Origin of the sequence: Hyphococcus sp., assembly GCF_965267305.1 — a bacterium.
GTDB lineage: Bacteria > Pseudomonadota > Alphaproteobacteria > Caulobacterales > Parvularculaceae > Hyphococcus.
Genome location: NZ_OZ253945.1, coordinates 3,962,788 through 3,982,540, shown reverse-complemented (window position 1 = coordinate 3,982,540; position 19,753 = coordinate 3,962,788). Strand labels below are relative to the sequence as shown.

Annotated in this window: 21 protein-coding genes and 1 tRNA gene; 6 read left to right on the top strand and 16 right to left on the bottom strand. The window is 60.4% G+C overall.

The window, feature by feature from the left end:
- Positions 1 to 51 precede the first annotated feature (51 nt).
- Entirely contained in the window at positions 52 to 567 is a 516-nt protein-coding gene (locus ACQY5P_RS19270; protein ID WP_428408501.1) for a sterol desaturase family protein, read from the top strand.
- On the opposite strand, the gene ACQY5P_RS19265 is transcribed toward ACQY5P_RS19270, so the two are convergent.
- From ACQY5P_RS19265 to crtY, 3 genes are read right to left on the bottom strand one after another with little or no spacing between them, the layout of a single operon-like run.
- Complete coding sequence (locus ACQY5P_RS19265) at positions 539 to 1,546, bottom strand: phytoene/squalene synthase family protein (protein ID WP_428408500.1); 1,008 nt, start codon at positions 1,544 to 1,546, stop codon at positions 539 to 541. The two genes, ACQY5P_RS19270 and ACQY5P_RS19265, sit on opposite strands and share 29 nt — an antisense overlap.
- 1 nt (position 1,547) lies before the next feature.
- Positions 1,548 to 3,053, bottom strand: a complete 1,506-nt coding sequence (locus ACQY5P_RS19260) for a phytoene desaturase (RefSeq protein WP_428408499.1) — start codon at positions 3,051 to 3,053, stop codon at positions 1,548 to 1,550.
- Complete coding sequence (gene crtY, locus ACQY5P_RS19255) at positions 3,053 to 4,249, bottom strand: lycopene beta-cyclase CrtY (RefSeq protein WP_428408498.1); 1,197 nt, start codon at positions 4,247 to 4,249, stop codon at positions 3,053 to 3,055. The genes ACQY5P_RS19260 and crtY overlap by 1 nt, the downstream gene beginning before the upstream one ends.
- Before the next feature lie 93 nt (positions 4,250 to 4,342).
- On the opposite strand from crtY, the gene ACQY5P_RS19250 reads away from it, so the two are divergent.
- Entirely contained in the window at positions 4,343 to 5,098 is a 756-nt protein-coding gene (locus ACQY5P_RS19250; protein WP_428408497.1) for a sterol desaturase family protein, read from the top strand.
- On the opposite strand, the gene ACQY5P_RS19245 is transcribed toward ACQY5P_RS19250, so the two are convergent.
- The 9 genes from ACQY5P_RS19245 to mnmA form a co-directional block, all read right to left on the bottom strand.
- A complete protein-coding gene (locus tag ACQY5P_RS19245) occupies positions 5,082 to 5,579 on the bottom strand; it encodes a DUF2141 domain-containing protein (protein WP_428408496.1) in 498 nt (165 codons plus the stop codon). The two genes, ACQY5P_RS19250 and ACQY5P_RS19245, sit on opposite strands and share 17 nt — an antisense overlap.
- A gap of 89 nt (positions 5,580 to 5,668) precedes the next feature.
- Positions 5,669 to 8,338 carry a methionine synthase gene (gene metH / locus ACQY5P_RS19240; RefSeq protein ID WP_428408494.1) on the bottom strand — a complete coding sequence of 890 codons (2,670 nt, stop codon included), beginning with the start codon at positions 8,336 to 8,338 and terminating at the stop codon, positions 5,669 to 5,671.
- Positions 8,339 to 8,343: 5 nt separating this feature from the next.
- Positions 8,344 to 9,411: a homocysteine S-methyltransferase family protein gene (locus ACQY5P_RS19235; RefSeq protein ID WP_428408493.1), complete on the bottom strand. Its 1,068-nt coding sequence runs from the start codon at positions 9,409 to 9,411 to the stop codon at positions 8,344 to 8,346.
- Positions 9,408 to 10,265 (bottom strand): methylenetetrahydrofolate reductase [NAD(P)H], encoded by an 858-nt coding sequence (gene metF, locus ACQY5P_RS19230; protein ID WP_428408492.1) that lies wholly within the window; start codon positions 10,263 to 10,265, stop codon positions 9,408 to 9,410. Before metF ends, ACQY5P_RS19235 begins: the two co-directional genes overlap by 4 nt.
- Before the next feature lie 195 nt (positions 10,266 to 10,460).
- Positions 10,461 to 10,537, bottom strand: a tRNA-Met gene (locus ACQY5P_RS19225).
- A 102-nt stretch (positions 10,538 to 10,639) separates the two neighbouring features.
- Positions 10,640 to 11,755, bottom strand: a complete 1,116-nt coding sequence (locus ACQY5P_RS19220; protein ID WP_428408491.1) for an NAD(P)/FAD-dependent oxidoreductase — start codon at positions 11,753 to 11,755, stop codon at positions 10,640 to 10,642.
- Between the two features lie 4 nt (positions 11,756 to 11,759).
- Positions 11,760 to 12,131 (bottom strand): YkgJ family cysteine cluster protein, encoded by a 372-nt coding sequence (locus ACQY5P_RS19215; protein WP_428408490.1) that lies wholly within the window; start codon positions 12,129 to 12,131, stop codon positions 11,760 to 11,762.
- An 18-nt stretch (positions 12,132 to 12,149) separates the two neighbouring features.
- Positions 12,150 to 12,581, bottom strand: a complete 432-nt coding sequence (locus tag ACQY5P_RS19210) for an N-acetyltransferase family protein (RefSeq protein ID WP_428410693.1) — start codon at positions 12,579 to 12,581, stop codon at positions 12,150 to 12,152.
- Positions 12,581 to 13,741 carry a tRNA 2-thiouridine(34) synthase MnmA gene (gene mnmA, locus ACQY5P_RS19205; RefSeq protein ID WP_428410692.1) on the bottom strand — a complete coding sequence of 387 codons (1,161 nt, stop codon included), beginning with the start codon at positions 13,739 to 13,741 and terminating at the stop codon, positions 12,581 to 12,583. Before mnmA ends, ACQY5P_RS19210 begins: the two co-directional genes overlap by 1 nt.
- 147 nt (positions 13,742 to 13,888) lie before the next feature.
- Between mnmA and ACQY5P_RS19200 the strand changes: the two genes are divergently transcribed.
- Positions 13,889 to 14,389, top strand: a complete 501-nt coding sequence (locus ACQY5P_RS19200) for a thermonuclease family protein (RefSeq protein ID WP_428408489.1) — start codon at positions 13,889 to 13,891, stop codon at positions 14,387 to 14,389.
- A gap of 11 nt (positions 14,390 to 14,400) precedes the next feature.
- Here ACQY5P_RS19200 and hemA read toward each other — a convergent pair whose 3' ends face one another.
- Entirely contained in the window at positions 14,401 to 15,630 is a 1,230-nt protein-coding gene (gene hemA, locus ACQY5P_RS19195; RefSeq protein WP_428408488.1) for a 5-aminolevulinate synthase, read from the bottom strand.
- 189 nt (positions 15,631 to 15,819) lie between these two features.
- A complete protein-coding gene (gene ldtR / locus ACQY5P_RS19190) occupies positions 15,820 to 16,329 on the bottom strand; it encodes a transcriptional regulator LdtR (protein WP_428408487.1) in 510 nt (169 codons plus the stop codon).
- A gap of 178 nt (positions 16,330 to 16,507) precedes the next feature.
- Between ldtR and hemB the strand changes: the two genes are divergently transcribed.
- Entirely contained in the window at positions 16,508 to 17,509 is a 1,002-nt protein-coding gene (hemB, locus tag ACQY5P_RS19185; protein WP_428408486.1) for a porphobilinogen synthase, read from the top strand.
- Between the two features lie 58 nt (positions 17,510 to 17,567).
- Here the strand turns inward: hemB and ACQY5P_RS19180 are convergent, their stop codons facing one another.
- Entirely contained in the window at positions 17,568 to 18,266 is a 699-nt protein-coding gene (locus ACQY5P_RS19180; RefSeq protein WP_428408485.1) for a hypothetical protein, read from the bottom strand.
- A gap of 322 nt (positions 18,267 to 18,588) precedes the next feature.
- Positions 18,589 to 18,867 (bottom strand): 50S ribosomal protein L28, encoded by a 279-nt coding sequence (gene rpmB, locus ACQY5P_RS19175; protein WP_428408484.1) that lies wholly within the window; start codon positions 18,865 to 18,867, stop codon positions 18,589 to 18,591.
- A gap of 175 nt (positions 18,868 to 19,042) precedes the next feature.
- Here rpmB and ACQY5P_RS19170 point away from each other — a divergent pair, with 175 nt between their 5' ends.
- Together ACQY5P_RS19170 and ACQY5P_RS19165 are read left to right on the top strand one after the other, a co-directional pair.
- Complete coding sequence (locus tag ACQY5P_RS19170; RefSeq protein ID WP_428408483.1) at positions 19,043 to 19,396, top strand: type II toxin-antitoxin system RelE/ParE family toxin; 354 nt, start codon at positions 19,043 to 19,045, stop codon at positions 19,394 to 19,396.
- Entirely contained in the window at positions 19,393 to 19,701 is a 309-nt protein-coding gene (locus tag ACQY5P_RS19165; RefSeq protein ID WP_428408482.1) for a helix-turn-helix domain-containing protein, read from the top strand. Before ACQY5P_RS19170 ends, ACQY5P_RS19165 begins: the two co-directional genes overlap by 4 nt.
- Positions 19,702 to 19,753: the final 52 nt, after the last annotated feature.

The following is a 19,753-nucleotide window of genomic DNA, read 5'->3' as shown; positions in this document are numbered from 1 at the left end:
AACACATTTCGCCGCGTCGCGCGCCTGCGGCGAGACTGCTATAATCGCCATATGTCGCCGTTCGCCTTCATCTCAGTCGTCATCGCTTTCATCCTGTTGATGGAAGGCGTCGCTTGGCTTGCGCATCGTTACGTCATGCACGGCTTTTTGTGGTCCCTGCACAAGTCGCATCATGAGCCGCGCGAAGGCGCGTTTGAAAAGAACGACTGGTTCGCGGTGTTTTTCGCCATCCCCTCGATCATTCTCATTTACATTGGGGTTCAGGGGTATGCCCCGGCCCTCGCCGCGGGTATCGGCATTTTCGGGTACGGTCTTATCTATTTTCTGTTTCACGACGTCTTGGTGCACCGGCGCATCGATCTCGGGCTTCGCCCGAAAAAAGGCTATCTCGCCCGGGTCGTGCAGGCGCATCGGCTGCATCATGCGGTCGAATCGAAAGAGGGCTGCGTTTCTTTCGGCTTCATCTTCGCGCCGAGCCCGCAGCATTTGAAAAAGATGATGAAAAAGACAGAAGGCGCGCGTCTCAGAAGCGCGGCCGTCAAGAGCAATCTGCCGCCCCTCGAATAGACTTGCGGCTCCAGAGCGCGTTGCGGGGCGGCGTTTGCGAACGTCTCAAAAAGATCGACGCAGGCGCGCCGGTTGCAAGACCAGCGAGAGCGAGCGACGCCTTGCGCGGTCCGGAAACAGCGACGCGCCCGCGCCAGACATCCGGTCCGCCCTCGCGAATGCGCCGGCCGATGTCGCGATAGATATTGCGCGCCGCCGCCACCGCCGCCGCCGCGCGAGGCGGCAGGCGCCGCACCCCCGACGTGGCGGATGCGTAATACTCATCCGCAATGTCGAGGAGTTTCAGCGCCGCCTTCCAGACCGCTTCCTTGTTTGCGGGATCGAGGATGGATGCGGGCTCAGCGGGAACGCCCTCGCCCGTCAGGATTTGCGCGGGAACATAAACACGTCCGGCCCGCGCATCGTCATAGATATCCCGGCAAATATTGGTGAGCTGAAAGGCAAGACCGAGATCGCAGGCGCGATCGAGGGTTTCTTCGTCGTCGCGATCGACGCCCATCAGGATCGCCATCATGATCCCGACAACGCCGGCGACGCCGTAACAATAACGCAGCGTATCGTTCAGAGTCTCAAACCGCACCTCCTCCGCATCCATGGCGAAACCATTGAGGAGATCGAAGGGATATTGCTCCGGCATCCGATGGCGCCGCGCGACTTCAGCGAAGGCGTCGAAGGCCTGTTCGCCGACATATTCGCCCTTGAGGCTGGCCCGTGTTTGTTCTCTGAGTCGCGCAAGCCGGCGCCGTCGCTCACCCTTGGTCATCGCCGCATCGGGCGCGTCCTCGCCCATGGACTGGCCGTCGATCACGTCGTCGCAATGCCGGCACCAGGCGTAAAGCATCTGCGCGTCGGCCTGCATCTCCCGTCCGAAAAGGAGCGAAGCAAGCGCGAAACTTTTCGAGCCCTGTTTGATCGTTTGTTTGCCATAAGCGGACAGCGCCTCGCGGGCGGTCGCGCGCTCGCTGGCGACGACGGTCACGTTATTCCGCCGCTTCCGGCAGAGAGGCTATTCCGAAATCATCGAGCATCAACCCCGCCGTCGCCTTCGCCGACCCCACAACGCCGGGTATGCCTGCGCCCGGATGGGTCCCTGCGCCGACGAAATAGAGATTGGAAATCTGGTCGTCGCGATTGTGGGTCCGGAAATAGGCGGACTGGGTGAGGATCGGCTCGATCGAGAACGCGGAACCGAGATGCGCGTTCAATTCCGTTTGGAAATCCGCCGGCGTGAAGATCCGCGATGTGACGAGGTCTTGCGTCAACCCCGGGATATATCGCTCCTCCAGATATTTAAAAATGCGGTCGCGATATTTCAGACCTTCAACGGACCAGTCGATCTCCGCCTTGCCGAGATTGGGAACGGGCGAGAGAACATAAAACCCGTCGCAACCTTCGGGCGCGAGTGCCGGGTCTGTCGCCGTCGGCCGGTGCAGATAAAGCGAGAAATCATCGGGCAGGTTGGGGCCGGAAAAAATTTCCGAGATGAGCTCGCGATAACGCGGACCGAAAATAATCGTGTGATGCGCGATGTTCGGATGTTTTCGCTTCAGGCCGAAATAGGCGACGAAAAGCGAATTGGAAAAGCGTTTGCCTTTGATTTGCCGCGCAGTCTTCGCCGCTGACGGCGTTTTGCCGAGGAGCTTTTCGTAAGTGTGAACGATGTCGGCGTTGGAGGCGACGGCGTCCACCTGAACCTCGACACCGGATTCAAGGATGACCTTTTGCGCCCTGCCGTCCTCAACGGTCACTTCTTTCACCGGCGCATTCAGGTGCAGTTCGCCGCCGAGATCGGTGAACAGCCGCCCCATGCCGCTGACCAGCGCGCCGGTGCCGCCGCGGGGAAACCACACGCCCCATTTGCGCTCCAGCGCATGAATGAGCGCATAGATCGCCGATGTCTTGAAAGGATCGCCGCCCACCAGCAGCGTATGGAAGGAAAACGCCTGGCGGAGCTGCGGATCTTTGACGAAATCCCCGAGCCGGTCATAGACGCTGCGATAGCTTTGCAGGCCGATGAGCTGCGGCGCGACGCGGATCATCGACCAGAAGTTCAGAAAAGGCACGGCGCCTAGCTTCAGATAGCCCTCGCGGAAAAGCTCGACGGAATATTCATGAAACCGCTGATAGCCTTCGGCGTCCGGCGGATTTTTCGCGCGAATCTGTTCCAGCAGCCGCGCCTCGTCGCTGCAATAGTCGAAGGAATAGCCGTCTTCCCAGAGGAGCCGGTAAAACGGATCGACGTTGAGGAGCTTTACATAGTCGGACAGCTTGCGGCCGCTTAAATCGAACAGTTCTTCAAGCGCCGACGGATCGGTGATGACGGTGGGACCTGCGTCGAAGGTGAAGCCGTCCTGCTCATAGACATAGGCGCGCCCGCCCAGCCGGTCGCGTTTTTCGAAGAGCACCGTATCGACGCCCGCCGCCTGCAGCCGAATGGCGAGCGCAAGCCCGCCGAATCCCGAACCGATCACCGCTGCTTTTGTCATCACGCCTCTTGTCTTTCCGCGCCCATTGCGCGTTTCAGATACTTCGCCTCGCCGAGACAGCCAAGAGCGCGGCTCACCGGCACCGGCGGTTTTCCGGCGAGGATCCGCGCCCGATCACCGAGATGTGTTTCGCCCGCATAGAACCGCTCGATGAGCGGTTGCGGCAGACTGTAAAACCGCTGCAGCACCTTGTAGCGCTGATCGGGCTCTGCGGCGCTAAAAAGCATCCGGCTCAACAGGCGGTAGAAGCCGCGGCGCCGCCAGAGCGAGACACTATGATCGCGAACAAGGCGGGCCAGCGCTGGGCCCGAAAGATCTTCCTGCGCCGCAATCAGTTCCGCAAGCGCCGCCGCATCGGGCAGTGAATAACCGGTGAGCGGATGGAAGAGCGCGGCGCGCATGCCGGCCGGGGCGACGCCCGCCTCGCTTTCGTCCAGAAAAGCCTCGATGTCGCCCGCGAGCGCGATGGGCAAGACGCCTTCCTCCTCCCGCAGGACCTTTGAAATCGTCCAGCCGCGCGAGGCGCAGTAGTCAGCAACGCCCTTGCGCAGAGCCTCGCGGTCGAGGGATGCGCCGTCGGCGTAGCGCGTATCCTCCACCAGCGCGGTTTTCTCCGTAAACGGCAGAACATATAAAAAGCGGTAGCCGTCTTCCTGCGGCACGCTGGCGTCCATGATGACTGGCGCATCCAGCCCATGGGGCGCGGTGAATTCGAGTTCCTGTCCGATGAATTTTTGAAACCCGAGGGCAAGCCGGTCGCTCTGGCGCGCGCCGCGGGCGTCAATCACCGCCCCCGCATTAATCACGCGCTCGCCTGCGAGGCGCAAGCCGTCAGCCATGACCTCTTCGATGTCTGCATTCAGGACCAGCCCGTCGCCGAGCCGCGGCGCAGCGACATCATGCAGCCGCGACGACGAGATAGAGCAATATGGCGTTTCGAGAACGCGATGATAGTTCGGAAAAATAACCGCCTGACGCTCCCAGCGCCGACACACGAAAGCAGACAGCCACTCACGCGTCTCTGGGCTGACATCCGCTTCATGAAATGACCATGTGTGATTGCCGCCGAGCGAGGCCCCCTGCTCCACCAGCGCCACAGAGACATCGGGGCGCAACAGGCGAAGACGGTAAGCGATCAGCGCGCCGGATAGCCCGCCCCCCGCAATCGCGATGTCCACCCTGTTGGGAATACTCAAGCCGTCCGCCTCCATTGCCAGCCTTGTGGATTATAGGCGATAGTGGAAGCGAATACACTGTGACTTCGCGCCCGGCAAAAAGGCCCCTCTCCCGTGAGTTTCGCCGATACATTTGTGATTTATCTCCAGCTCACGGCGATCATCTGGGCGCGCTATTTCCTGATCGCCGGCCTCTTCTACTATCTCCTATGGGGACGGCCGGAAGAAAAAGTCCGGGCGCGCCGCCTCGCCGAGCGCCGTCCCAACGCCAAGACCGTCAGACATGAAGTCACCATGTCACTCGCCTCCTCCGCGATCTACGCAGCGCCCGGCGCCATAGTTTTCGCGAGCTATTTGAACGGCGGCACGGCAATCTATGCGGGACCAGTCTCCGGCGCCCTCGGCTGGATCTATCTGCCCGTCAGCGTGATGATCTATCTGATGATCCACGATTCCTATTTTTACTGGACCCATCGCGCCATGCATCATCCGAGACTTTTCCGGGCGACGCATCTTTCCCATCACCGCTCGCGCCAGCCGACGCCCTGGGCGGCGTTTTCATTTCATCCTTGGGAGGCGATCATCTCCGCCTGGATTCTGCCTGCGGCGGCGTTTTTCATTCCCATCCATGTGGGCGCGGTGCTGTTCGTTCTGGTCTTCATGACGTTTTGCAGCGTCGCAAATCACGCCGGCTGGGAGATCGTTCCGGAACGCTGGCTCAAAGGCCCGCTTGGCGCGCATTTCATTTCGGCGAGCCACCACAATGTGCACCATACCAATTACAGCGCCAATTACGGGCTTTATTTCCGGTTCTGGGACCGGCTGATGAAAACCGACAGGGGCGTCGCTGAGCCTATCCGCGCAGGGTGATGGTCATGGCCATCGGCTTGTCGAAATGAAACTTCGCATAGTCGAAGGATTTCGGGAGCATGCGGTCGGTTTTCGCGCCTGAGAAGCCATAGGGCTCCTTCGGAGGACCGTAAAATCTCCGGTTCAGTTCGTTGTCCCCGTCTTCATCGTGAAAAACCCTGATTGCGTATTCGCCAGGCGGCAGATCGTCCACATGCAGCGTGACTTCGTTCTCCGCTGTGCGGGGCAGCGTGAAGGTGCGGAACGGTTCGGCGTCGTCAACGAACCAGCTGTCCTCCGTTTCGATGCTGACGCGCACGGGACCTTCACCCTCGCCGAGATGGGTGATCACAAGATCAAGTGTTAGCGCCTCAGCGGCCTTTTCTTCCGCAGCGTTTTCCACGGGCAATGGCCTGAACGGGCTTGAAGGCTCATCTGCGGCGAGCGCAGATCCTGACAATACGCAGCCAGACAGCGTCCACGCCAGCAAGTCTTTTTTCATTCCTGAAGCCCTCCCTTGAGCGAAGGCCGGCATCATTACAGAGACCGACCTTCTGGAAAAGCCTTTTGAAGCCCAGGGAAATATTCTGATTATGATGCTTTGGACAGCACTTGCTCATGGGGATTGTAGTTGAGCACCGGCCCGAGCCACCGCTCGGCCGTCACAAGATCCCAGCCCTTGCGCCGCGCATAATCCTCAACCTGATCCTTTTCGATCTTGCCGAGCGCGAAATAGTGCGAATCGGGATGAGCGAAATAAAGACCGGAAACGCTCGCCGGCGGGGTCATGGCGTAGCTTGAGGTCAGCTCGACCCCGGCGCGTTCGGGCGCATCCAGAAGGTCGAACAGCACCGCCTTTTCCGTATGGTCCGGTTGCGACGGGTAACCCGGCGCCGGACGGATGCCGGCGTATTTCTCAGCGATCAAATCTTCACGCGACAGAGCCTCGTCCGGCGCATAGCCCCAGAATTCTTTTCGCACCCGCGCATGGAGATATTCGGCGAAGCCTTCCGCAAACCGGTCGGCCAGAGCCTTCACCATAATCGAGGAATAATCGTCATTGGCCTTCTTGAAGGCTTCTGCGCGTTCCAGCTCGCCATGCCCCGCCGTGACGCAGAAGCCGCCAATCCAGTCGGGTCCTTCCGTCTTCGGCTTCAGGAAATCCGACAGCGCGACATTGGCGCCGTCTTTTTTCTTGATCTGCTGGCGCAGGGTGAAGAGGCGCGCAAGTTCGGCGTCGCGGTTATCATCCGTATAGAGCGTAATGTCGTCGCCGTCGGCATTGGCTTGCCAGAACCCGACCGCCGCTTTCAACGTCAGCCATTTCTCCGTGACCAGCCGGTCGAGCATTTGCTGCGCGTCGGCCCAGAGCGTGCGCGCAGCCTCGCCGCGTTTAGAATCCTCGAGGATCTGCGGATAGCGGCCAGGCAGATCCCAGCTCATGAAGAACGGCGTCCAGTCGATATAGGGCAGGACGTCTTCGAGACCGACTTTGTCGACGGTCTGCGCGCCGACAAACGAAGGTTTTTGCGGCTCGTGCGTCTTCCAGTCGGGCCTGAAGCGGGCTTCGCGCGCTTCTTCAAGCGTCAGGCGCTCTTTCGGACCGCCGCCGGAGCGCGACGCGCGCATCTGAGCGTATTTCGCTTTCGTTTCTTCCCAGAGTTTCGGACGAGACTCTTCCGACAACAGATTGGAAACGACGCCCACGGCGCGGCTCGCATCCGCCACATGAATGACGGGCGCCGCGTCGTAACCGGGTTCGATCTTCACCGCCGTATGGGCAGGCGACGTGGTGGCGCCGCCGATCAAGAGCGGCAGATCCATGCCGCGCCGGCGCATCTCGCCCGCGACGAACACCATCTCGTCAAGCGACGGCGTGATGAGACCGGAGAGACCGATGATATCTGCGTTTTCTTTCACCGCAGTGTCGAGAATGGTTTCGCACGGCACCATGACGCCGAGATCGACCACCTCGTAGCCGTTGCACTGCAAGACGACGCCGACAATATTCTTGCCGATGTCGTGCACATCGCCTTTGACCGTCGCCATGACGATCTTGCCGTTGGACTTGCCGACCATCCCCATCTCTTCCTTTTCCTTTTCCATGTAAGGAAACAGATGCGCGACGGCCTGTTTCATGACGCGGGCGGATTTCACCACCTGGGGCAGGAACATCTTGCCGTCGCCGAAAAGATCGCCAACGACATTCATGCCGTCCATCAACGGCCCTTCGATCACATGCAGCGGACGCTCGGCGGCAAGACGCGCCTCCTCGGTGTCATCATTGATGTAATCGGTGACGCCATGGACCAGCGCATATTTCAGCCGCTCGTTTACCGGCTTTTCGCGCCAGGAAAGATCTTTCTCTTTCGTCTGACCTTTCTGGCCGCGATAGCGCTCCGCGATATCGAGAAGACGCTCCGTCGCATCGTCGCGGCGATTGAGGATCACGTCCTCCACCCTCTCGCGCAGCTCCGGCTCGATGTCGTCATAAATGTCGAGCTGGCCGGCGTTGACAATGGCCATGTTCAACCCGGCCTTGATCGCGTGATAGAGAAAGACCGAGTGCATGGCGCGGCGCACGGGTTCGTTGCCGCGGAAAGAGAATGAGACGTTGGAGAGGCCGCCCGAAACATGGGCGCCCGGAAGTTCTTTGCGGATGCGTCCCGCCGCCTCGATGAAGGCGCGGGCGTAATCATTATGCTCTTCGATGCCTGTGGCGACCGCGAAGATGTTCGGGTCGAAAATGATGTCTTCCGGCGGGAAGCCGACTTTCTCAGTGAGCAGATCGTAAGCACGCTTGCAGATGCGAAACTTCTCATCCGCGGTTTCGGCCTGCCCCTTTTCGTCAAAGGCCATGACCACGGTCGCGGCGCCGTAGGAAAGGACTTCGCGCGCCTGTTTCAGGAAAGCTTCCTCGCCTTCCTTCAACGAGATCGAATTGACGATGGCCTTGCCCTGCACGCATTTGAGGCCCGCCTCGATTACTTCCCACTTCGATGAGTCGATCATGATCGGCACGCGCGCGATATCGGGCTCCGCGGCGATCAGATTGAGAAAGGTGCGCATGGCCTCCGCGCCGTCGAGCATCCCTTCGTCCATATTGACGTCAATGATCTGCGCGCCGTTCTCCACCTGCTGACGCGCGACTTCGACCGCCTCGGCGTAACGGCCGTCGGTGATCATCTTGCGAAAGACGGCTGAGCCGGTGACGTTGGTTCGTTCGCCGATATTGACGAAAGTGGCGGTCTGTTCAGTCATGAATGTTACGCAATCTCGAAAGGTTCAAGGCCCGACAGGCGCATGGCGCGGGGGCGTTCGGAAATCTCGCGGGGCGCGGCACCTTCAGCGGCGCGGGCGATGGCCGCGATATGCTCCGGCGTCGTGCCGCAGCAGCCGCCGAGAATATTGACGAGACCGCTTTCCGCCCATTCACCGAGCATGCCCGCCGTCGTTTCCGGCTGTTCATCATATTCGCCAAAAGCATTCGGCAGGCCTGCATTCGGATAAGCGGCGACAAGCGTATCGGCGATGCGCGCCAGCGTTGCGATATGCGGGCGCATGAGATCGGCGCCGAGGGCGCAATTGAGCCCGATGGCGAAAGGTTTGGCGTGACGTACGGAGTTCCAGAACGCCTCGACAGTTTGTCCGGACAAGGTGCGTCCCGACTTGTCGGTGATCGTGCCCGAAATCCAGATCGGCAGCCGGTCCATGCCTTCCGCTTCGAGATCCTGGATCGCTTTCACCGCCGCCTTGCAGTTCAAGGTGTCGGTGATGGTTTCGATGAGATAAAGATCGACGCCGTTTTCATTCAGCGCCTTCACCTGCATTCGGTAAGCCTCATAGACCTCGTCGAACGTGACGCTGCGCGCGCCGGGATCGTTCACATCCGACGACATGGAGAGCATCTTGTTCAAGGGACCGATGGAGCCGGCGACGAAGCGCGGTTTTTGCGGTTCTTTTTCGGTCCAAGCGTCCGCGGCTTCGCGGGCGAGCCTCGCGCCTTCGCTGTTGATGGCGATGACGTCTTCAGCGCCAAGCTCGTAATCGGCCTGAGCAATAGTGGTCGCAGAGAATGTATTGGTCTCGGAAATATCGGCACCGGCGCCGAAAAACGCGTCGTAGAGCTCGCTGACGATATCGGGCCTCGTCAGGCAGAGAATGTCGTTATTCCCTTTCATCTGACCCGGATGATCCTTGAACCGGTCGCCGCGATAATCCGCTTCCTCAAGCCCCTTGCGCTGGAACATCGCGCCCCAGGCGCCGTCGAGGATGAGAATGCGTTTCTTCGCGGCGTCTTTGAGCGCCGCAATGCGCTGCTGACGGTCGCTCATGCGGCTCTCCTGTCTTTGCTGATCCCAAGATTGCGGCACACTTCTGTCGCAAGCGCGGACTTGTTCATGGTGTAGAAGTGAAACGCGTCGACGCCTTCATTGGCGAGCCGCGTGCAAATCTGCGTGGAGAGATCCACGGTGACCCGATCGCGCGCCTTGGCATCGTCATCGAGCCCGTCATAAGCGCTTGACACTTTCAGCGGCACAAAGGCGCCGCAAAGCCGCGCCATCTTCTGAAGGCCTTTGAAGTTCGGCTGAAGCATAATGCCGGGCACAATCGGTTTGTCGATGCCTGCATCCGCTGCAGCGTCGCGATAGCGAAGGAACACTTCCGGCTCGAAGAAGAACTGCGAGATGGCGCGGTCTGCGCCAGCGTCGATTTTCCGCTTCAGATTGTCGAGTTCGTCCTGAAGGCCGCGCGCGTCGGGATGGGTTTCGGGATAGCAGCCCACGGAAACATCGAAATCGGCGATCTTTTTCGCGCCGGCAATGAGATCGTTCGCATAGGCGTAGCCCTGCGCATGAGGCTTATAACGCGCGCCGATCCCATCGAGGGAATCGCCGCGCAGGGCGACGATCCGGCGAACGCCAGCCGCCCAATATTCTTTAAGAACCGCATCCACATCTGCGCAGGACGCCCCGACGCAGGTGATGTGGCCGGCAACTGGAGCCTCTTTCGCGATCGCCGCCGTCACGCCCAACGTGCGCTCCCGCGAGGAGCCGCCCGCGCCATAGGTCACAGAGATGAAAGCCGGGTCGAGCGCGGCCAGGTCCTTGGCCACGCCCAGCAGCGCCTCGACACCGTCAGGGCGCTTCGGCGGGAACAGTTCGAAGGAAACATCGGGCTGATTCATGATGCTCTGCCTAATCCATTGTTTCGGATAGGAATTTTTTCCTATTATCACGAGTAACACCTATATCATGAGGATATAAACATATCCTTATATGATTGGAAAGCAGATTTCCACGCAGTGCAGCATAAATTTGTTGAAGAAATGCGGCGTGCCGGTTCCGGCGCGGCCTGCAGCAGCACGGTTTCTGGTGGAAGATGGTAGCGGGGGGGAGATTTGAACTCCCGACCTCAGGGTTATGAATCCTGCGCTCTCACCAACTGAGCTACCCCGCCAAAGGGTGTCTCCGGCGGGGCGAGCCTCGCGCCGGGAGCGGAGGTCTATAACGGGGAGCCCCCGCCCCCGCAAGACCAATTCGCCCGGGCTCAGCGGACCTCTCAGCGCCGTTGGGCCGCCACTCGCGCGGCGGCGTGATCGGCGACCGCGAGGCAGGTGGTGAGCCCCGGCGATTCGACGCCATAGAGCCCAAGATAAAAAGGAACGCCATGGGTCTCGGCGGTTGAAAAGAGGAAGTCCCCTTCCTCGCCCGGCCCTTTCAGTTTCGGGCGGATGCCCGCATAGCCGGGCTGGAGTTTTTCTTCATCGATGTCGGGCCAGAATTTTCGCGCCGCCGCGGCGAAGACGGCCCGCTGCGTTTCATCGACCGAATAATCCGTGTTCGTATCAATGTAGGAGAGATCCGGTCCGAGCTTGCCCTGCCCGCCGAGATCGCGGGTGTAATGAACGCCCTGGCTGTCCGGCGCCGGCAAAGGATAGATCAGCCGCGAAAACGGCGCTTTGCCCGCATAGGTGAAATACTGGCCCTTGCCGTATTTTAGATGCGGGATCGTCTCATCGGGAATCCCATCGATCGACCGCGCCACGCGATCCGACCACAGCCCGGCGCAATTCACCACCGTCTTCGCTTTCAGCGTCACCGGATCGGCGCCGCCCGCATCGATCTCGATTCCATCTGATAAAACGCGCCCGCCGGTCACCGGCGAAGACAGCGCCAGCGCGCCGCCATGGTTTTCGACTTCGCCGAGAAGCGCGAGCATCAAGCCGTGACTGTCCACAATGCCGGAAGACGGAGACTTGATCGCGCCGAACGAAAGCAGCCCCGGCTCAAGCGCCGCCGCTTCTTCCGCACTAATGATGGAAAGGTCGTCAACGCCGTTCTTTTCGGCGTTTTCCTTGAGCGCCGCGAGTTTCGGGACATCCCCCGCGCTGGTCGCCACCAAAAGCTTGCCGCAGCGAGAGTGGTTGACGTTATGCTCCGCGCAAAAGGCGTAAAGCATGTCGCGGCCCCGGACCGCGAGCGATGCGCGCACGCCGCCGGGTTTGTACTGAATGCCGGCGTGAATGACTTCGGAATTCCTCGCCGAGGTCTCCTCGCCGAAAGCCCCGTTCTTTTCGAGAATGAATACTTCGCGCCCAGCCTTTGCGAGCGCGCGGCCGACAGCGAGGCCGATGACCCCTGCGCCGATGACGACCGCGTCGACCGCCTCGGCCACTGATCTAGTCCGTTGTGGCGACCCAAGTCGGATCGTCCTGGACTTCGCGCTCCCAGATCAGGAACTCGTAATAGCCGCAACGCTTCTGCGTCGGAAATTCGCGGCAGATTTTCGGGCGGCCTTCATAGATGGTGCAGTTGCGGGTTTCCTTGTCGAGGAACATGCAGGACGTCACAAAGTGCTCGTCATCCGTATGGCGCAGAACGCGGGGATTTTCCTTGTCGCCCTTTTTGGTGAATTTCTTCTCGGCCTTTTCGACGCTGATGTCATGATACTTGGCGAGACGTTTCAGATCGGTCTTCGTCACCGGAATATGGGTGTAGGAACAGCAATAGGCTGAACACTTGATGCAATCGTAAAGCTTCTTGGCCATCATACGCCCCGCGCAGCAAACTCAATCCATCCGGTAGTGAACGAAGTCGCTTAAGGTTGCAACCTTGTCATAGAGTTTACGCGCGGTTTCATTGCCTTTGTCGGTGTGCCAGTAGACGCGGGAGAGGCCGCGGCGTTTGGCTTCTTCATAGACGGCGTTGATCAGCGCGCGTCCGGCGCCGCTGCCGCGCGCGTCAACATCCACATAAAGATCTTCGAGATAGCAATAGCCTGTCTCCGACCAGGTAGAGGGATGCGGCAGGCCGTGAACGAAACCGATGACGGCCCCGCCCTCTTCCGCCACGAAGACGAAATAGGGCTCGCCTTTCATCAGACTGTGGAAAAGTCTGTCCGCATGAGCCTGCGGAAAGTCCTTCTCATAGTAATCGAGATAGGCTTTCCACAGACGCTGCCAGTCGGCTTCGTCACCGGGTTCGATCTTGCGAACCGTCATCACGCCGCCGGCCTTGTCGCGGCGATCCAGCCGCCGCCAAGGACGCGGTCATTGGCGGCGTCGGGCGAATAGAAGACGCAGGCCTGTCCCGGCGCGACGCCCTCTTCCGGCGTCGCAAGCTCCACCGCCCAACCGTCTTCCCAGACGAGCCTTGCCGGCGCCGGCGGCCGGGTCGAGCGGACCTTGACGGCGACTTCGGTTCCGGCGCGCGCGGCCGTTTCGCCCTCGCCGTCGCCGAGCCAGGTGACGTCTTTCAGCCGGATGCGCGAGACCATCAGCGCCTCGCGCGGGCCGACAATCACCTGACGCTTCGCCGGATCGAGCCGCACCACATAAAGCGGGTCGCCCGCGGCGACGCCGAGGCCGCGGCGCTGGCCCACCGTGTAATGGATGACGCCCTGATGGCGCGCGAGCACCGTCCCGTCGAGATGCACGATCTCGCCGGGCTCGGCGGCGCCGGGGCGAAGGCGTTCGACGACAGTCGCGTATTTGCCTTCCGGCACAAAACAGATGTCTTGGCTGTCCGGCTTGTCGGCGACGACAAGGCCAAGCTCGGACGCAATCCGCCGCGTTTCCGATTTCGGCAGATCGCCCAACGGAAAGCGCAGATAATCGAGTTGCTCTTTCGTCGTCGAGAACAGGAAATAGCTCTGGTCTTTGGAGGCGTCATGGGCGCGGCGCAGCTCCGGCCCGTTCGGTCCTTCGACGCGGCGGATATAATGGCCCGTCGCCATAGCCGCGCCGCCAAGATCGCGCGCGGTCTCAAGCAAGTCCTTGAACTTCACCCGCTCATTGCAGCGCACGCACGGGATCGGCGTCGCTCCGGCGAGATAGGTATCGGCGAAGTCCTCCATGACCGCTTCGGAAAACCGGTTCTCGTAATCGAGGACGTAATGGGGAAAGCCCATGGCCTCGGCGACCCGGCGGGCATCCTGAATATCCTGGCCGGCGCAGCAGGCGCCTTTCTTCTGGATCGCGACGCCATGATCGTAAAGTTGCAGCGTGACGCCAACGACATCGTATCCGGCGAGCTTTGCGAGCGCTGCGGTGACAGAACTGTCCACCCCGCCCGACATGGCGACGATCACGCGCGCGCCTTTCGGCACGCCGAGATCGATCCGGGGCGCGTCGATGGCAGTTATGTCTTTCAGCGTCGTCATAGCGGGCGGGAACATAGGGACCGGGCCGCCATGGCGCCAGTCCCGGCGGCAAGGGATTGGTTACATTCCTAACCAATCCCTTAAGGCCCGCGTAACGGCCCCTCTCTAACATTACCGATTGGAGAGAAAGCCGGTGCGAGTTGCGTCATGCGCCCCAAAAAACCATCCCGGAAGCCCGTCCGGCGGGAGGCCAAAGACGGCCGCCGGTCCCGCAAGGCCATGCGCCTCGTCTCGAACGCCGCGACGCTGGCGCTGGCGATCCCCCTTGCCTGGCTAGCGGCGGGCGCGGCCCCTCATGGATTCGCCCCTGAGAAAACCTATGCGGGCGTCGTTACCAAGGTGGTCGACGGCGACACGCTTTATCTTGAAGGGGTCGACACCCGCATCCGGCTGTGGGGCCTCGACGCGCCGGAGCTTGGCGAACGCGGCGGAAACGCAGCGAAACGGACCTTGCGCGAGATCGCGCATGGCGAGCGCCTGCGATGTAAAGAAATCGACATCGACCGGTACCAGCGCATCGTCGGCCAGTGCTTCCTCGCCGGTGGCGAAGACGTCGCGGCGCTGATGATCGAAAGCGGCAGGGCGACGGAATATGTGCGCTATTCGGGCGGCTATTATTCAGCGGTGAAGTTTGCAAGTAACCGCTAGCCGTCAGACTTTCAGGCGGCGCGCTTGAGCTTCAGCGCGGTCCACACATCGTCGAGCGCGGCGACCAGCTTCGCCATGTGATCGTCCGTATGCAGCGGCGTCGGCGTAAAACGCAGACGTTCCGTCCCTTTCGGCACGGTCGGATAGTTGATCGGCTGAACGTAGATATTGTGTTCGTCGAGAAGATAGTCGGAAACGCGCTTGCACTGCACCGGGTCGCCAACCTTCACCGGCACGATATGGCTCACCGATTCCATCACCGGCAGGCCTTCGTCGGCGAGCAACTTCTTGAGGCGCGCTGCGCGCTCCTGATGCTGTTCGCGAAGATGGTTTGAAACCTTCAGCGTCTCGACGCTGGCGAGCGCGCCCGCGACAAGGACCGGCGACAGCGCCGTCGTGAAGATGAAGCCCGATGCATAGGAACGGATGGCGTCGACGATGTCGGCGTTCGCGGCGATATAACCGCCCATGACGCCGATGGCCTTGCCAAGCGTGCCTTCGATAATGTCGATCCGGTGCGCAACGCCGTCGCGCTCGGAAACACCGCCGCCGCGCTTGCCATAAAGGCCGACGGCGTGAACCTCGTCGAGATAGGTGAAGGCGTTGTAGCGCTCGGCGAGGTCGCAGATCTCCGCGAGCGGAGCAATGTCGCCGTCCATGGAATAGACGGATTCAAAGGCGATCACTTTCGGTCGATCGGCCGGCAGCTCCGCCAGCAATTCTTCAAGATGTTCGAGATCGTTGTGGCGCCAGATGCGCTTGATGGAGCGCCCGCCGCGAATGCCCTCGATCATGGAAGCGTGATTGAGCTCGTCGGAGAGGATCACGCAATCGGGAAGGATGCGCGATATCGTCGACAGCGTCGCCTCGTTGGAGACGTAGCCGGATGTGAAGAGAAGCGCCGCTTCCTTGCCGTGGAGATCGGCGAGCGAGCGCTCAAGCTTCATGTGGTAATGGGTCGTGCCGGCGATATTGCGCGTGCCGCCGGCGCCTGCGCCGACTTTGTGAAGGGCCTCTTCCATAGCCCCGACAACCGCCGGGTGCTGGCCCATGCCGAGATAGTCGTTAGAGCACCAGACGGTGATTTCCCGGGGCTCGCGCTCCCGCTCATTATGGCCGCCATAATAAAGCGCCGTCGGAAATTTCCCGCGCATGCGCTCCAGGTCAGCGAACACCCGGTAACGGCCTTCGGCCCGAACCGCGTCCACCGCCGCCCGGAATGCTTCGTTGTAATCGACCATCGTGCTCTTTCGGCTCTTTAATCCCCGGCATCCTCAGGATGACACATAATCAAGTACCGGCCGTAAATGCCAGAGCCAAGGCTCCGGACCGAACGCCGCATCCGCAAAAAACCGAAAATAAAAACGCGCCTCCCAGAAGGAGGCGCGTTTTCCACGCACCAATTGAGAATGGTTCTCAATTAAATCGGATTACAGACGATAGCGGACCTGGTCGGCCCAGAAACGCTCAAGGCGCTGCAACGTCTTGTTGGTGTCGTCGATGAGCTGGCTGTTGACGCCGCCCACCTGCTCCACCGACTGGAGCTGACGCTCGAAAAGCGCGGTGATGGAGTCGCGCACCTCAAGGCCCACATCCGTCAGCGACACGCGCTTGGAGCGGCGGTCCGTGTTGGAACGCTCATCCTTGATATAGCCCTTCTCCACAAGCTGCTTGAGATTGTAGGAGACGTTAGAGCCGAGATAATGGCCGCGTGAGCGAAGTTCGCCCGGGGTCAGTTCGGCGTCGCCGATATTGTAGAGGAGGAGCGCCTGGACGGAGTTGATGTCCGTCTGGCCAAGCCGCTCAAGCTCGTCCTTGATTACATCGAGAAGCTGACGGTGAAGCCGCTCCACCAGATGCAACAGCTGGAGGTAGCCGGATTCCAGCGCTTCCGGGTCTTTGCCGGCCGATGTCGCGCTTTCGCCAATCACTTCTCGCATTGCCCCGCTAACTGTCATTATTAACACTCACTCAACGAAAATCCTGAACCCAGATATACAAAAGAGGTCTAAAAGCGCCGTTAAGCCAGACCGTTCAATTTGCAATCAAATTCTAAGGACCCAGAATTCGGCCAAAATTAGGATGGGCTTTATCTGCACGAGATAATAATAACGGATTATGAACAAACGCCCTTTTGCTTCCTTTCCCGCCCTCCGCATGCGCCGTTTGCGGCGCACGGACTGGTCCCGGCGCCTGCATGCGCAAACCCGTCTGAGCGCTGACGACCTGATCTGGGCGATTATCTTAAAAGACGGACAGAATGTGAAAGAACCCGTCGCCTCGATGCCGGGGGTCTTTCGTCTGTCCCCAGATGAGACAGTAAAGGCGGCGCAAGAGGCGAGGTCGCTCGGTATTCCGGGGCTGGCTCTCTTCCCTTTCACAGACGCCGAGGGCCGCACGCCCGGGGGCGAGGAAGCGCTCAATCCCGACAATGTGATGTGCCGCGCGGCGCGGGCGATCAAGGCCGAGGTTCCGGAGATCGGGTTGATGGCCGATGTCGCCCTCGATCCCTACACCGATCATGGCCATGACGGGCTGATGAAAGACGGCGAAATCCTCAATGACGAAACCGTAGAGATCTTGGTCAAGCAATCGGTGGTGCAGGCCGAGGCCGGTTTCGACATCATTGCGCCCTCAGACATGATGGACGGGCGCGTGGGCGCGATCCGCGCCGGGCTCGACAAGGCCGGCTTTCAGCATGTGCAGATCATGGCCTATGCCGCGAAATACGCCTCCGCGTTTTACGGCCCCTATCGCGACGCCATCGGTTCGTCAGGCGTTTTGAAAGGCGACAAGCGCACCTATCAGATGGACCCGGCCAACAGCGACGAGGCCTTGCGCGAAGTCGCCCTCGACCTCGCCGAGGGCGCCGACAGCGTAATGGTCAAACCCGGCCTTCCCTATCTCGACATTGTCCGGCGGGTTAAAGACGAATTCGGCGCGCCGACCTTCGTCTTTCAGGTCTCCGGCGAATATGCGCAGATCAAGGCCGCCGCACAGAACGGCTGGCTCGACGGCGAGAAAGCGATGATGGAGTCTTTATTGGCCTTCAAACGCGCCGGCGCGGACGGGATCATTACTTACTTCGCGGCGGATGCGGCGCGGAAGTTGAGTGCGTAGTTTTTAGTTCGTAGTGCGTAGTAAAATTATTCAGCTAAGCACTAAGCACTAAGTACTCTCAAATCCCCCCATACCCGCCTTTCGGCTTCAGGGGTTTTCGTAAAAATCCGTACACGGGCAAAAACAAAAGCGCGAAGAGCGTCTTGATGGCGAAGTCGCCGATCATCCAGTTGATCCACGGCACGCCGGAGCCGGCATAGACGCCGGGGAAATAGATCAGCGCGTAAGTACCATAACCGAGCAACGCGCCGAAAAGCGGCGCGCGCCACCAGCGTCCGCCGCCGCGTGAAATATCGTAAGCGCTTGCCGCCATATATTGCGCGGCCATGGCGCTCGCGGTGAAGAGAACAGTGAACCTGACGCCCGGCAGATCGCCATCTTCAAGCGACGGCGCCAGGATCGACAGCTCTGCAAAAACCGCCGCCGCCGCAACGCCCCAGGAAGCGGTGACGGCTCTTGAGGCTTCGTCGCCGCCATATTTGCGCGCGAAGAGAATCACCGCGAGCGGCGCCATCGCCATCAGGACCCCGCCCCGCGACAGCCAGTTAGAGGGACGCGAGGCCACATGGTCCCCGGCGATCCAGTCGAAGGCGTAGACGGGAATATCGACGGTGAGCATCGCGGCGAGAAGAAGCGGCGTCAGCATCACGGCCAGCATGACCATGCGCATGAGGCCGGTCATGAACTCGCCCGACTGGCGCGCCATGCGCTCCACCGCCGTTTCACGGGGGTTATGCTTTTCGACCGCGGCTTCCATGCGTCCTGTCAGGCGTTCTTTCCGTGAGGCTTTTTATACAGACTCGCCGCCCGTCCCCAGAGGTCAGAAGGATAAAAGAATGCACAGCATCATATTCCGATCATCCCGGCGAAGGCCGGGATCCAGCAAAAGAAACTATGTCGGGCGAAGCCCGTCTTTTTGAGGTGACTGGACCCCGGCCGAAGCCTGTCCTCGGACCGGCCTCCGGCCGGACCCGGGAGCCGGGGTGGTCGGGTGAGAGGTTTTTCTCCAGAGACGCTAGTACAAAGAAAAAAGCGGCCCAGAAGGCCGCTCTTTGTAAAATCTTTTGGATTTGAACCGCTTAGGAGGCTTTCGCCAGCTTCTTCTTGAGCTTCAGCGCGTTGGTGGAAAGCTGGGCGTCATTGGCCTTGGCGAGGAAGGCGTCGAGGCCGCCCACATGGTCCACCGTGCGCAGCGCCGAGGCGGCGATGCGGAACTTGAAGCCCTGGCCGAGCTTGTCCGAATGCAGCGTGACGTTGCACAGATTGGGCAGGAAGCGCCGCTTGGTCTTGTTGTTCGCGTGGGAGACATTGTGCCCGACCTTGGGGCCAATTCCCGTCAATTCACAGCGCCGAGCCATGGGTCCAACCTTGCATTTTGAGGGGCCCGCGCCATATCGGCGGCGTCCGCCCGTCGTTAAACCTTGAAAATGAGCGGCGGGACATAACCGAGGCCCGCGGGGGCGTCAAGCGGCCATTAGACAATAACGATCTATACGTCATTGACATATAGGCGTCAGAGACGTATACAAAGCCATGATCCGGCATCATACGGTTGTCGAAACCGAGGAATTCGCGGCTGACGCGCGTCACTTGAAAGTCAGCGAAGATGAGGTGACCCGCATCATCACCGAAATCTCCCTCAACCCCGACGGCGGCGATGTCATAGCCAATTCCGGCGGCCTCCGGAAAGTGAGAATCGCCGGGCGTGGCGGCGGCAAGAGCGGCGGGTATCGCCTTCTGGTTCTTTACCTCAACCAGAATTGCCCGACCTATCTTTTCGCCATGCTGAGCAAGGGGGAGCGGGCGAATTTTTCGAAGGCTGAACTTGCCGAATTGAGAAAATTGGCCGCCGAAACGAAACGCTATTGGAAGGAGCGAAAGACATGAGCCGAAAGCCCCTGAGCGAGCGCGTCTTGAGCGCCGCCCGCGAGGCGCGCGACCATGCGGCGGGCAAGATCAAGCTCGCCGAGCACCTTCCCGTTATTCCTGAAAATGTGGATGTGGCTCAAATCCGCGCGCGTTCGAACCTGTCCCAGGCGAAATTCGCCCAGCGCATCGGGGTTTCCGCCGCGACTCTGAAAAACTGGGAACAGGGCCACCGCAAGCCGAGCGGACCGTCCCTTGTCTTGCTGGCCATGTTGAGCAAGAACCCGCGCATCGTTGAAGAAACGCTGGCGCCGGAACAAGCCTGAGCCCAAAGCCTTACTGAAACCGCGTCTGATTTGACGCTCGTGACGCCAGAAA

Bases quoted from the DNA above. Each gene is read 5' to 3' on its own strand.
- ACQY5P_RS19270 (WP_428408501.1), top strand. From the start codon at position 52: ATGTCGCCGTTCGCCTTCATCTCAGTCGTCATCGCTTTCATCCTGTTG.
- ACQY5P_RS19260 (WP_428408499.1), bottom strand. From the start codon at position 3,053: ATGACAAAAGCAGCGGTGATCGGTTCGGGATTCGGCGGGCTTGCGCTC.
- ACQY5P_RS19245 (WP_428408496.1), bottom strand. From the start codon at position 5,579: ATGAAAAAAGACTTGCTGGCGTGGACGCTGTCTGGCTGCGTATTGTCA.
- metH (WP_428408494.1), bottom strand. From the start codon at position 8,338: ATGACTGAACAGACCGCCACTTTCGTCAATATCGGCGAACGAACCAAC.
- ACQY5P_RS19235 (WP_428408493.1), bottom strand. From the start codon at position 9,411: ATGAGCGACCGTCAGCAGCGCATTGCGGCGCTCAAAGACGCCGCGAAG.
- metF (WP_428408492.1), bottom strand. From the start codon at position 10,265: ATGAATCAGCCCGATGTTTCCTTCGAACTGTTCCCGCCGAAGCGCCCT.
- ACQY5P_RS19215 (WP_428408490.1), bottom strand. From the start codon at position 12,131: ATGATGGCCAAGAAGCTTTACGATTGCATCAAGTGTTCAGCCTATTGC.
- ACQY5P_RS19210 (WP_428410693.1), bottom strand. From the start codon at position 12,581: ATGACGGTTCGCAAGATCGAACCCGGTGACGAAGCCGACTGGCAGCGT.
- mnmA (WP_428410692.1), bottom strand. From the start codon at position 13,741: ATGACGACGCTGAAAGACATAACTGCCATCGACGCGCCCCGGATCGAT.
- ACQY5P_RS19200 (WP_428408489.1), top strand. From the start codon at position 13,889: ATGCGCCCCAAAAAACCATCCCGGAAGCCCGTCCGGCGGGAGGCCAAA.
- hemA (WP_428408488.1), bottom strand. From the start codon at position 15,630: ATGGTCGATTACAACGAAGCATTCCGGGCGGCGGTGGACGCGGTTCGG.
- ldtR (WP_428408487.1), bottom strand. From the start codon at position 16,329: ATGCGAGAAGTGATTGGCGAAAGCGCGACATCGGCCGGCAAAGACCCG.
- hemB (WP_428408486.1), top strand. From the start codon at position 16,508: ATGAACAAACGCCCTTTTGCTTCCTTTCCCGCCCTCCGCATGCGCCGT.
- ACQY5P_RS19180 (WP_428408485.1), bottom strand. From the start codon at position 18,266: ATGGAAGCCGCGGTCGAAAAGCATAACCCCCGTGAAACGGCGGTGGAG.
- rpmB (WP_428408484.1), bottom strand. From the start codon at position 18,867: ATGGCTCGGCGCTGTGAATTGACGGGAATTGGCCCCAAGGTCGGGCAC.
- ACQY5P_RS19170 (WP_428408483.1), top strand. From the start codon at position 19,043: ATGATCCGGCATCATACGGTTGTCGAAACCGAGGAATTCGCGGCTGAC.
- ACQY5P_RS19165 (WP_428408482.1), top strand. From the start codon at position 19,393: ATGAGCCGAAAGCCCCTGAGCGAGCGCGTCTTGAGCGCCGCCCGCGAG.